This is a genomic window from Bradyrhizobium cenepequi, assembly GCF_020329485.1.
Taxonomy (GTDB): Bacteria; Pseudomonadota; Alphaproteobacteria; order Rhizobiales; family Xanthobacteraceae; genus Bradyrhizobium; species Bradyrhizobium cenepequi.
The window spans coordinates 41,271-53,089 of the sequence record NZ_JAGKJI010000018.1; the positions used below are offsets into that span (position 1 = coordinate 41,271).

Sequence of the window (11,819 nt, forward strand, 5' to 3'; positions counted from 1 at the left end):
TTCGTTGCGATCTGGTACAGCGGAGCAAACTGCCTACGATTGGGAGGAATGAACATGCATCGTGTGCTCATTGCGGCAATCGCGCTTGTTCTGGCCTCTTCGCCGGGCCGCGCGCAGCAGGACAGTTTATCTCGCGGCGAGCAGGATTTTCGCGCCTGCGCGCCGTGCCACTCGCTCGAGCCCGATCGCAACATGACGGGTCCGAGCCTCGCAAATCTCTGGGGCCGCAAGGCGGGTAGCCTGCCGAGCTTTGATCGCTACTCCGAGGCGCTGAAAGCTTCCGGGATCATCTGGGACGACCTTTCGTTGGACGCTTGGCTGACCGCCCCCGAGCGCATGGTGCCGGACAACATCATGCCGTTCGAAGGCATCAAGGGTGCTCGCACACGCGCCGATCTGCTCGCCTTTTTGAAAGAAGCCACCAAGCCCGGCGCCGGCCCCCAGCAGATGGCTCAGTCCGGCATGGGCGGCATGATGAGGGGAATGATGGGAGGTGGACGCGTCCCGAACCTAAAGAGCCTTCAGCCTTCCGAACGCGTAACGCGCATCACCCACTGTCGAGACACCTATCGTGTGACCACCGCCGATGGCAAGACGCGCCCATTCTGGGAACGCAATCTCCGGCTCAAGACGGACTCCAGCAAGGAAGGTCCGGAGAGAGGCGTGGCAGCGATCGTCCCGGCAGGTATGATGGGCGATCGCGCCGACCTGATCTTTTCCGCACCCGACGAGATCAGCAATATGATCGAACAGCGATGCTAGGATGGGCCAGATGGGCTTCTACAATGACATCATTCTTCCGAGGCTTTGCGACCTTGCGATGCGCAACAAGGAGCTTCTGCCCTACCGGGAGAGGGCGATAAGGGCGGCGGAGGGCCTCGTGCTCGAGATCGGCATCGGGTCCGGTCGCAATCTCCCATTCTACGGCGCGGCTGTGAAGCATGTTGTGGGCCTCGAACCCGGTTCGAAGCTCCTGAACATGGCGCGCCACGCTCCACATCAAGATATTCCTGTAGAGTTTGTCGAAGCCTCGGCCGATGCGATTCCGATCGAGGGTGGTAGAATCGATACCGTCGTAACGACTTGGACAATGTGCAGCATTCCCGACGTCGACCGTGCTCTCGCGGAAGTTCGGCGGGTCCTGAAGCCGGGAGGAAAGCTTGTCTTCGTCGAGCACGGGCGCGCACCCGAACCCCGTGTGCAATGGTGGCAAGATCGCCTGACGCCCGCATGGAGGCGCATCTCAGGCGGTTGCCATCTCAATCGGGACATTGCTGACGTCGTGCGCAGGAACGGCTTTCATGTCGAGGAGATGCGCACCGGATACATGAATGGACTGAAACCTATGACCTTCATGTATGAAGGCTTGGCAAGCCCTCGTTGATGGGGCCTGAGCGACCAAGCAAGGCGAACGCCATGTGAACTGAAAGCGGAGCAGAACATGGAACATAGCGCATATTCCGTCACACGCCGATCGTTTGGGGGCATCTTGACAGGGTTGGCGATGGCGGCATCTACCAGTGCCGTAGAAGCGGACGAAACTACGATCACGGTGCACAAGGACCCGAACTGTGGATGCTGTACGGGATGGGTACAGCATCTGCGCGGCGCCGGATTCAAGGTGCGAGTGGAAGAGACCTCCGACCTGGAGCCGATCCGCGTCCGACTTGGGGTGCCACCGGAATTGGCCGCGTGTCACACGGCAGAAGTGTACGGCTACATCGTCGAGGGACACGTGCCGGCAGCGGCCGTGCGACGGTTGCTTTCCGGGCGGACGAACGTGAGAGGTCTCGCGGTGCCTGGAATGCCGGTCGGATCGCCGGGCATGGAAGGTGATCGGCCTCAGCCCTACACCGTAATTTCGTTTGGAGCAGATGGCCCCAAGCCGTTCATGCGCTTCCTGGGCAAAGAGGCGATCGGCTGATCTGTCCTCATTTGCCACCTACGAGACAGGCTCCATCTTTGTTCAGGCTCCCGAGTCAGGGCTATGTTGCCGCAAGCGAATGCCAAGGCGACCGAGAAAACCTTTCCCACGCCCTCACCTCACTTCGCCAGCGGCTTCCCCGCCGTCTCGGGCGCCATCGCGATGAAGGGCAGGCCGACCACGTAGATCAGCGACAACAGCGAGATCGCGAGCGGATAGCTCCCGGTCTTTGCAGCAAGCGCGCCGATCAGGGTGGGGCCGGCCGCGCCCAATACGCGCCCCATGCTGAAGGCAAAGCCGGAGCCGGATCCCCGCAACGCGGTCGGGAACATCTCCGGCAGCCAGATCGTGAACAGGCCGAATACGCCGTTGGTGAAGAAGCCGAGCACCGGCAGCAGGACCAGGAACAGCGCAAGGTTGTCGAGATGCGCGATCGCGATCTCGTAGCTCGCCACCACCGAGATCAGCGAGCCCATAAAGAACAGCACCGCCGTCCGGCGGCGGCTTGCGAGATATCCGGTGATCCAGGGCATCAGGAGGCAGCCGATCAGCGTGCCGACGTTGGTGATGAGCCCTGCCACCGCGCCCATCAAGCCATCGAGCATCCATCCAAACCAGGTCGCCCAGAACACTTTCCTCGGCGATACCGCACCGCCCTCCTCGACCTCCGATGCGATGGTCTCAACGGCGCTCTCGGTCATGTTTCCTCCACGTTTCTTTTTCGGGCGAACTATGACCGCGTTTGCACGAGGCGACACCTACGGCAAATAGGACGGAGGCATCCTGTGGGAGAATGGCAGCAGGCTGCGACGCCGTGCGTAAGCGAGAGCGATTCTTTCGACGCGACCGGGGAGCAAGAAAGCAATATACAGGACCGTGAACGAAGTCCGCGCCGGGTTCGTTGTAGGGACAGCGGCGCCGCAAAGGTGGAAGCGAGACAGACGTGCGACGGATTGAAGATCAAGGTTTCCTGCTGCTGCTGTTCGTCGTCACCCTGGCGTTCGCCTGGATTTTGCAGCCGTTCTATGGTGCCGTGCTCTGGGCCATCGTCGTGGCCGTCATCTTTGCGCCGGTCAATCGGAGGATATTGAGATCGGTGGGCGGAAGGCCGACGAGCGCCGCCTCGATCACGGTCCTGCTCATCATTGCGATGGTGCTTCTGCCGCTCGCGCTGATCGCGACCTCCCTCGTTCGGGAAGCGTCGAGCCTCTACGCAAAGATTCAGTCCGGGGAGTACGACTTCTCCGGCTACGTCCAGCGGATCTTCGATGCGCTGCCGGCGTGGGCGACCGGTTGGCTGGATCGCTTCAACCTGGGCGACCTTTCGGCGCTGCGCGAAACGTTGACGTCAGGCCTTATGAAGGGCGGACAGGTTCTGGCGCCGCAGGCGCTCACCATCGGAATGAACACGTTCGATTTTGTGATCGGCCTCGGCATCATGCTGTACCTTCTGTTTTTCCTATTGCGCGACGGCAAGGCGCTTGCCGATCGGATCAAGGAGGCCGTCCCCCTCGAGGCCGATCGGAAGTCCGCGCTGTTCACAAGATTCGCCGATGTCGTCCGCGCCACCGTCAAGGGCGGCGTGCTGGTGGCGATGGCCCAGGGCGCGCTCGGCGGGCTGGCGTTCTGGTTCTTGGGCGTTCACGCGCCGATCTTGTGGGCGGTGCTGATGGCCTTCCTGTCGCTGCTGCCGGCGATCGGCGCCGGGCTGGTCTGGATCCCCGTTGCCCTCTATTTCCTGGCCACCGGCGCCATATGGCAGGGCCTCGGGCTGATTGCCTATGGCGTGCTCGTCATCGGCCTGGTGGACAATGTGCTGCGTCCCTTCCTGGTCGGCAAGGACACCAAGCTGCCCGACTACGTCGTGCTGATTTCCACGCTGGGCGGCATCGAAGTCTTCGGTCTGAACGGCTTCGTCATCGGTCCGCTGATCGCCGCCATTTTCATGGTGGCGTGGGAAATCTTCGCCGCCTCCAGGCGGACGACGGCGTAATCCTCCGTTCCTCACTACTCCGCGGCCACCGCGACCTCTTGCGGCACCATCCCCGCCTCAGCCAACCCGGCAAACCGTCGCAAGGCCTCGGCCATCCGCACACGCCCGCTGACGCCGGTGATGATCACATCGACCATGGTGAAGGAACAGTGGAAATGGCCGCGGGCGTCGAGCTGTTCCACCGGCACGCCCGCAGCAGCGAGCGCTTCGGCGTAAGCAACCCCCTCGTCATGCAGCGGATCGAACTCGCAGGCCACCACGAAGGCCTGAGGCAAACCCTCGAGCTTGCCGCGTAGCGGCGAGGCGCGCGGATCGGTCCGGTCGCCAGGCGAGCAGTAGATGTCCCAGAACCAGTACATCAGCGAACGTGTCACGAAGTAGCCCGTCGCATTGTCGGTGTACGATGGCCGATCGAACGTGCAGTCAGTGACCGGGCTGATCAATAGCTGGCCCGCGATCTCAGGGCCGCCGCGATCGCGCGCGAGCTGGCAGGCGACGGCCGCGATGTTACCGCCGGCGCTCCAGCCGGCGACCAGCACGGGTCCCGACACACCGCCGAGCTCGGCAGCGTGCTCGGCAATCCAGCGCGTCGCCGCAAAGCCGTCCTCCGCTGCCGTCGGGAAGCGGTGCCAGGGCGCATGCCGATAGCCGACGCTGACGAAGATCATTCCGCTGCGCCGGCACATGTCGCGGCAGAACGGATCGTCCGACTGCTCATCGCCCAAGACCCAGCCGCCGCCGTGGAAATAGACCACGATCAGATGCGGTCCCGGCGTCGCCGGCCGATAGAGCCGGTATGGCAGCGGACCGTCGTTGCCCGGAAGCGTGCCGTCAACGATCTCGCCGACCGGCCGGCCCGCGGGACGGCCCTTGTTGAACTCATCGAGGAAGTCGCGCGCGCCCTGGGCACCAAGCTGTTCGATCGGCGGCAGGTTCATGTCCGCCAGCATGCCGAGCACGAGCCGCACATCCGGTTGCAGCCGCACGACCTCGCCGTCATTGCATTGCTCGGCGACATCGGGCCCGGTAAGCCTGAAGCCGAGCATGCCGCGACTGGCGATCTCGTTGCAGATGCTGCGATAGGGGCCGACGCCGCCGGTATAGGGCATCACGCCCCACGCCTTGCCCGGAACGTTCGCGCCCGTGTACCAGGTGTTGGCGAGCCGGTGCAGCGTGACCATCGAGCAGCCGGTCATGTGCCGCGCCCAGCCCGCCTGCGCCGTCTCGGTCGGCTCGATGGTGGTGAAGCCCGCCTCGCGCAGCGCGATCAACCGATCGACCACCCAGTCGATGTGCTGCTCGATCGACACCGCCATGTTCGACAGCACCGACGGGCTGCCTGGTCCGGTGATCATGAACAGATTGGGGAATCCGGCAACGGTGAGTCCGAGATAGGTCTGCGGTCCCTGCGCCCAGACGTCGGACAGCGATTTTCCACCACGTCCCGTGATCGGATGCACCGCCCGGATGGCGCCGGTCATGGCGTCGAAGCCGGTCGCGAACACGATCACATCAAGATCGAAGCTGCGCTTGTCGGTCGTGATGCCGGAGGCCGTGATCTCCTTGATCGGCTCCTGCCGCAAGTTCACCAGCGCGACGTTCGGACGGTTATAGGTGGCGTAATAGTTGGTATCGAGACAGGGGCGCTTGGAGCCAAACGGATGATCGTGCGGGGTCAGCGCCTCGGCCGTATCGGGATCCTTCACGACCGCGCGGATCTTCTCGCGGATCAGCTCAGCGACCAGCGCATTGCCATCGACGTCCACGCCCTGGTCGGCCCAGAGCTGGGTCAGGACGTGGACGAGATCGCCAGCGGCCCACGCCTTTTCGAAGCGCTCGCGCCGCTCGGCATCACTCAACTGCCAGCTCACGACCGTCTGCTGCGGATATGGCACGCCCGTGAGCGACCACCGCGCCTGTTCGCGATAGCCGGCACGGTCGCCCTCCAGCATGCCGAGCCGATCTGCCGGCGGCGGACCATTGTGCGCGGGCAGCGCAAAGTTCGGCGTGCGCTGGAAAACCGTGAGATGCGCCGCCTGCTCCGCGATCACCGGGATCGACTGGATGCCCGACGATCCGGTGCCGATGACGCCGACGCGCTTGCCGGCGAGGGTGACCTCTTCATGCGGCCAGCGGCTGGTAAAATACACCTCGCCCTTGAAGTCCTTGACGCCGTCGATCTCCGGCGGCTTGGGCGCGGAGAGACAGCCCGTGGCCATGATGTAATAGCGACAGGACACGGCCGCGCCATTGTCGGTCGTGAGCAGCCAGCGTTCCGCGGTCTCATCCCACGTCGCCGCCGTGACCTTGGTGTGAAAGCGAATATGGCGCCTGAGATCATAGCGATCGGCGACGAAACCGAGATAGCGCAGGATTTCCGGCTGGGTCGCATATTTCTCCGACCATTGCCACGCGCGCTCCAGCTCCGGATCGAACGTGTAGCTGTAGTCGATGGTCTGAATGTCGCAACGTGCGCCGGGATAGCGATTCCAATACCAGGTGCCACCGACGTCGCCGGCCTCTTCCAGCGCCACCATCGTGAAGCCGGCCTTGGATAGCCGGTGGAGAAGATAGAGGCCCGCAAACCCGGCCCCCACCACTGCGACGTCGACCTGTTGCGCCGTGCCGTTTGTCGCCTCTGACGCACGTGCTGCAACCATTGCCTCTGGCATGCCATCCTCCCGTGCATTTGATTTTTCGTGAGGCTATGCCGGGGGAGCCGCTTTGTCATCGGACAATTCAATCTTTGGTTGGTGCGCTGCAGCGACCTGTTGTTCTTGTTCGGAAATGCTTCAGCACGTGCCCGCACCTTCAGCGAGCTCGGCGCAGCATCGGAAACAGCGGCGGCGATGCCCCCACCTGGACCGTGCCGAGAACCTCGAAACCATGTCGCTGATACAGCGGAATATTGGCCGGGTTGGTGGATTCGAGATAGGCTGCGACATGATCGCGATCGAACAGCCGAACGGCGTCCGCCAGCAATGCCCCGCCACAGCCCTTGCGTCGATGCACCGGATCGACGCCGATCAACGGCAGATACCAATGAGCTTCGTTGGGATGATAGGCCGTCATCCCTTCGAAAACGGCGGCCATCTCTGACTCCCGCCCTGGCGGCATGGTCGCTGCAAGAGCTGCCTCGTCGGGTTCGATGCCCGGCGGCAGCCACAGTGCCACGCCTGCACAGTCATCGACACAGCGCGCCGTATCTTGCTCGAAAGCGCCGCCACCGAATGCGCGCACGAGGGCCCGAAAAGATGCGAGATACTGGTCCGGATCGGGATAGGTCCAACGTGCTACCGGATCGGCGTTGAAGGCAAGTACCAGAACGGAGATGGCTCGCTCGATATCGGCGGGCGCAACGGCGGTCACCACCGGACGAGAAGCTGCGTTCGCGGGGCTCATCACATGACCTCCACTCCGGCCCAATTGCCAGGTTCAAGAGCACGTTGAAGATCGAACCACAAACCTGGGGCGTCAATCGGGAGAGGCGGTCAACAAGACGTGCGTTATCGGTTCGTCCCCGAAATGCATTTTGCCGTGTGCAGAGAGGCGCCAGGACATGGCCATGCCGTGTGTTCCGGTCACGAGCTTGATCATCCCCTTCGGGCAGGTGCCGTCATCGACCAGCACGGTCGCCCCGTTTCTCATGTCCAACGGTTCCTGTTTGACGACGACCTGCGCGTGGCAAATGCCACCCATGGCAATCGGGACCGTCAGGGCGATCGATCCAGTAATGACCGTTCTCACTTGTCCCCTCCCGCCCGTTCCTGGTTGCCGGTTCGGAAACGGCATACTGCTCCGCTTCGCCGCGCGAGGCTACGGCAGATTGGACTAACAGCCCGCGGAACCGACTGGAACCATCCGATCAAGATTTGTCAGGGCCATCAAGGCAGCGCAGTGTCGATTGACATGGCCGGCAGCAAGGAGTTTATTTCCCCTCACGGGGATTAGGCGATCTCCCCGCGAGGCGACATGCCCAAGCATCGCGTCCTTAACTTATGAGGGACGCAGCATGTCTTCATACACCTCGATTTCCCCTGACAAGCTTTCACGATTGATTGGCACGGCTAGCGTGCCTGTTCTGATCGACGTCCGCCTCGATGAGGACTTCGCGGCGGATCCACGCCTGATCCCGGGCGCAACGCGTCGCTCGCATCTCGACGTTCACGACTGGGCGCGAGACCTGGCCGGCCGGTCGACCGTCGTCATCTGCAATAAGGGCCAGAAGCTCAGCGAAGGCACGTCCGCGTGGCTCCGCCACAATGGCATCGCGGCAGAGATTCTCGAAGGCGGCCATCTCGGCTGGAAGCAGGCGGACCTTCCCACCGTGCCCGCCGACAAGATTCCGAAGCGTGACGGGCGCGGGCGCACCGTCTGGGTGACGCGATCGCGCCCGAAGATCGATCGCATCGCCTGTCCCTGGCTGATCCGCCGCTTCGTCGATCCCGCAGCGGTGTTCCTGTTCGTCACTCCTGCGGAAGTGGTTGCGGTCGCCGAGCGCTTTGCTGCCACGCCGTTCGATATCGAGAATGTGTTCTGGAGCCATCGCGGCGAGCTCTGCACGTTCGACGTGATGGTACAGGAGTTCGGCCTTTCGACACCCGCACTGGAGCGGCTGGCCGTGATGGTGCGCGCGGCCGACACCGCGCGTCTCGATCTTTCCCCGGAGGCGGCAGGCCTGCTCGCGGCATCGCTCGGCCTGTCGCGCATGTACGACGACGACCTCGAGCAGTTGAACGCCGGCCTTCTTCTCTACGATGCCTTCTACCGCTGGTGTCGCGATGCGACCAGGGAGACCCATAACTGGCCGACCAGCAAGGTGAAGCCATGACCGAGCTCACCGCAGACTCGAAAGCCGCTTCGCGCGACGACGCGCACGGCATCGCCTTTGCCGATGCGCTCGTGGTCTGGTTGCGCGTCGCGATCTTGAGCTTCGGCGGCCCGGCCGGGCAGATCGCGGTGATGCATCGCATCCTCGTCGAGGAGAAGAACTGGATTTCGGAAGGGCGCTTCCTGCACGCGCTCAACTACTGCATGCTGCTGCCCGGGCCCGAGGCGCAGCAGCTTGCGACCTATATCGGCTGGCTCCTGCACCGCACTGTCGGCGGCATCGTGGCGGGAGGCCTGTTCATCCTGCCCGGCGTCATCGCCATTATGGCGCTCAGCTACATCTATGCCGCCTACGGCAACGTGGGTTTTGTCGAGGCGCTGTTCTTCGGCCTGAAGGCGGCGGTGCTCGCCATCGTGATCCAGGCGGTGGTCCGGATCGGCAAGCGCGCCCTTCGCAACCCAATCATGATTGCGATCGCGGCGATCGCGTTCGTCGCGATCTTCTTTTTCGCCGCGCCGTTTCCGCTGATCGTCGTGGCAGCCGGCGTCATCGGCTACATCGGCGCCCGGCTCGGCAGGCCGGAGTTCGCCGCAATCGAGCACGGCGGAAAGAATGCCGCCGCGATCGACAGCATGCTCGACGAAGCGATTCCTGACCACGTGCGGCCCAGCGCGTCCCGGGCGCTGCGCGTCGGTGTCACGTGGCTTGCACTCTGGCTCATTCCGGTGGCCGCTTTGCTCGTTGGCCTCGGTCCGTCCAACGTCTTCAGCCAGGTCGCGATCTTCTTCAGCAAGATGGCGATGGTGACGTTTGGCGGTGCCTACGCGGTGCTCGCCTACGTCGCGCAGCAGGCAGCCAACTATTATCACTGGGTCGAGCCTCGCGAGATGCTCGACGGCCTCGGCATGGCCGAGACGACGCCCGGACCGCTGATCATGGTCGTTCAGTTCGTGGGCTTCATGGCCGCATTCCGTGGGGCAAGTGGACTGTCCCCGATGCTGGCGGGCACGCTCGGAGGGCTGCTCGCGACCTGGGTCACGTTCACGCCCTGCTTTCTCTGGATCTTCCTCGGCGCTCCCTATATCGAGACAATGCGCGGCAACAAGGCGCTCGTGGGCGCGCTTTCGGCGATCACCGCCGCGGTCGTCGGCGTCATCCTCAATCTCTCGATCTGGTTCGCGCTGCACACGATCTTCCGGCAGACCGTCCCGGTGCAAGGCTTCGGCCTCTTCTTCGATGCGCCGATACTGCGCAGCGTGGATTGGCCAGCGCTTGCCCTGTCGATCGCGGCAGCCACCGCGATCTTTCGCTTCAATATGGGGATGCTCGTCGTCCTCGCAGCGTCCTGCATCACCGGCGTCCTGTTGCGCCTGACGGGCATCATCTGACGACAACCGCAAACAACGGGCTGGAGGCACAACCTGGGAGCAAAGACCATGATGCGACTGATCTCTGGCGCAGCCCTTTGCCTGGCGATGACGGGCGTGCTGTCGCCTGCTTATGCCCTGACACAACAGGAACTCGTCGCGAAGCTTGAGGCCGCAGGCTACTCGCAAGTCGGTGAAATGAAATCAACCGCCGAAGGCACGATCGTGAAGGCGGTGAAAGACGGAAAGGAAGTCCACATCGTCGTCGACAGCAGCGGTCAGTTCAAGGAGCGGCGGTAGAGCTGCGCGCTGCCCTCGCGAGCACAAGCATCTCCAATACACGAACTCCAACAAGAGGAGAAATCCCCATGACCAAGACGTCTCGCCTTACCGCCATCGCGGCGGCCTTGCTGTTGCCCAACCTCGCGGCGGCGCAGCCCGTCGACTGGAACATCTTTGCCGAGCCGTTTATCTCGGATGCGCATGCAGAGGCGATCGACTGGAAGAAGGTGGACGCCGCGCTCGGCAAAACGGCTACCGTCAGCGGCGAGGTCCATCGCTATGGCCTGCCGCGGTCCGATCTGCACGTCACCCTTGACGGCGTGGCGATAAAGCCCGCGCTCGCGCTCGGCGGCTGGGTGGCCTTCGCCCCCGTGAATGGTCAGGCGATGGTGATGGGCGATCTCGTCCTGCTCGAATCCGAGATCACGCCTGTCATGACGAAGCTCTTGAACAGTGGCTTGGACATCACTGCGGTCCACAACCACATCCTGCGCGCTTCGCCGGCGACGTTCTATATGCACGTCGGCGGACATGGCGATCCGGCCAAGCTGGCCACTGCGATTCACGAGGCGCTGTCCACCGGCAGCAAGACGCCGTTCGATGCGCCGACCACCGCCGGCCCGGCCGCGACCGTCGACCTCGACACCGCGAAGCTCGACGAGATCATGCGCGCCAAGGGAATGGTGACCGGCGGCGTCGATCAGTTCGCGATCCCGCGCCGCGATCCGGCGGCCGAAGCCGGCATGACAGTCACCCCCGCGATGGGCGGCGCTAACGGAATCAACTTCCAGCCGACCGGCGGCGGCAAGGCCGCCATCACCGGCGACTTCCTCGTCACCGGCGATGAGGTCAATCCGCTGATCCGAGCCTTGCGCGCAGGCGACATCGAGGTGACCGCGATCCACAGCCACATGCTCGACGAGCAACCCCGGATGTTCTTCATCCATTTCTGGGCCAACGACGACGCGCTGAAGCTCGCCCGAAGCGTCCGCGCCGCGCTCGACAAGACCGCGGTGGCGCAGAAGTGACAGGTGCAGCCATGTCATCCATCGTCCTTAGCTCGCTCACTGCAATCTTCGCCGTGATCGCAGCCGGCGCGGTCCTTCCGCAGCCGGCGGCCGCCGCGACAGCCGAGCAGGAAATTGTTGTCCGAGACACCGAGAGCGTCGCGACAAAACCCGCGACCGAGACGCTGCGCGGTGTCATCGATAGCATCGACCAAGGCCACGATACGCTGAAGGTCCGGCTATCCCCTGACACGACGGAAGAGTTCAAGGTCCAGGACGGCCTGATCTTCAATTCGGTCCGCTATGGCGATCCGGTCGAACTGACAGTGGAGAGGATCGGTGAAGAGAGAACGATCATAGAGCTTCGCAAGGAGTAACTACGTCGATGGTGCGCGCGCCGCGATGGGAGCCAGCC

Annotated in this window: 13 protein-coding genes; 9 read left to right on the forward strand and 4 right to left on the reverse strand. The window is 63.4% G+C overall.

The annotated features are described in order from the left end of the window. Positions 1 to 54 precede the first annotated feature (54 nt). The 3 genes from J6497_RS19795 to J6497_RS19805 all read left to right on the forward strand — a co-directional run bounded on the left by J6497_RS19795 (position 55) and on the right by J6497_RS19805 (position 1,924). Complete coding sequence (locus J6497_RS19795; RefSeq protein WP_225705958.1) at positions 55 to 762, forward strand: c-type cytochrome; 708 nt, start codon at positions 55 to 57, stop codon at positions 760 to 762. A gap of 10 nt (positions 763 to 772) precedes the next feature. Then, entirely contained in the window at positions 773 to 1,384 is a 612-nt protein-coding gene (locus tag J6497_RS19800; protein WP_225705959.1) for a class I SAM-dependent methyltransferase, read from the forward strand. Between the two features lie 120 nt (positions 1,385 to 1,504). Beyond that, complete coding sequence (locus J6497_RS19805) at positions 1,505 to 1,924, forward strand: DUF411 domain-containing protein (protein WP_225705960.1); 420 nt, start codon at positions 1,505 to 1,507, stop codon at positions 1,922 to 1,924. 119 nt (positions 1,925 to 2,043) lie between these two features. On the opposite strand, the gene J6497_RS19810 is transcribed toward J6497_RS19805, so the two are convergent. Next, complete coding sequence (locus J6497_RS19810) at positions 2,044 to 2,625, reverse strand: MFS transporter (protein ID WP_225705961.1); 582 nt, start codon at positions 2,623 to 2,625, stop codon at positions 2,044 to 2,046. 242 nt (positions 2,626 to 2,867) lie between these two features. Between J6497_RS19810 and J6497_RS19815 the strand changes: the two genes are divergently transcribed. Then, the gene (locus tag J6497_RS19815) at positions 2,868 to 3,917 is read left to right on the forward strand and encodes an AI-2E family transporter (protein ID WP_225705962.1); all 1,050 of its coding nucleotides are present in this window, start codon (positions 2,868 to 2,870) and stop codon (positions 3,915 to 3,917) included. 14 nt (positions 3,918 to 3,931) lie between these two features. Here the strand turns inward: J6497_RS19815 and J6497_RS19820 are convergent, their stop codons facing one another. The 3 genes from J6497_RS19820 to J6497_RS19830 all read right to left on the reverse strand — a co-directional run bounded on the left by J6497_RS19820 (position 3,932) and on the right by J6497_RS19830 (position 7,664). Continuing rightward, a complete protein-coding gene (locus J6497_RS19820) occupies positions 3,932 to 6,589 on the reverse strand; it encodes a flavin-containing monooxygenase (protein WP_225705963.1) in 2,658 nt (885 codons plus the stop codon). 139 nt (positions 6,590 to 6,728) lie between these two features. Continuing rightward, positions 6,729 to 7,319 carry a GNAT family N-acetyltransferase gene (locus J6497_RS19825; protein ID WP_376708238.1) on the reverse strand — a complete coding sequence of 197 codons (591 nt, stop codon included), beginning with the start codon at positions 7,317 to 7,319 and terminating at the stop codon, positions 6,729 to 6,731. 72 nt (positions 7,320 to 7,391) lie between these two features. Then, on the reverse strand, positions 7,392 to 7,664 hold the full coding sequence (locus tag J6497_RS19830; protein WP_225705965.1) for a DUF6719 family protein: 273 nt from the start codon (positions 7,662 to 7,664) through the stop codon (positions 7,392 to 7,394). A 265-nt stretch (positions 7,665 to 7,929) separates the two neighbouring features. Here J6497_RS19830 and J6497_RS19835 point away from each other — a divergent pair, with 265 nt between their 5' ends. The 5 genes from J6497_RS19835 to J6497_RS19855 all read left to right on the forward strand — a co-directional run bounded on the left by J6497_RS19835 (position 7,930) and on the right by J6497_RS19855 (position 11,781). Beyond that, complete coding sequence (locus J6497_RS19835; RefSeq protein ID WP_225705966.1) at positions 7,930 to 8,748, forward strand: chromate resistance protein ChrB domain-containing protein; 819 nt, start codon at positions 7,930 to 7,932, stop codon at positions 8,746 to 8,748. Beyond that, complete coding sequence (chrA, locus tag J6497_RS19840; RefSeq protein ID WP_225705967.1) at positions 8,745 to 10,136, forward strand: chromate efflux transporter; 1,392 nt, start codon at positions 8,745 to 8,747, stop codon at positions 10,134 to 10,136. Before J6497_RS19835 ends, chrA begins: the two co-directional genes overlap by 4 nt. A 48-nt stretch (positions 10,137 to 10,184) precedes the next feature. Then, entirely contained in the window at positions 10,185 to 10,415 is a 231-nt protein-coding gene (locus J6497_RS19845) for a PepSY domain-containing protein (RefSeq protein WP_376708239.1), read from the forward strand. A 68-nt stretch (positions 10,416 to 10,483) separates the two neighbouring features. Beyond that, positions 10,484 to 11,425: a DUF1259 domain-containing protein gene (locus J6497_RS19850; protein WP_225705968.1), complete on the forward strand. Its 942-nt coding sequence runs from the start codon at positions 10,484 to 10,486 to the stop codon at positions 11,423 to 11,425. Positions 11,426 to 11,436: 11 nt separating this feature from the next. Continuing rightward, entirely contained in the window at positions 11,437 to 11,781 is a 345-nt protein-coding gene (locus J6497_RS19855; RefSeq protein WP_225705969.1) for a hypothetical protein, read from the forward strand. The last annotated feature ends 38 nt before the right edge of the window (positions 11,782 to 11,819 follow it).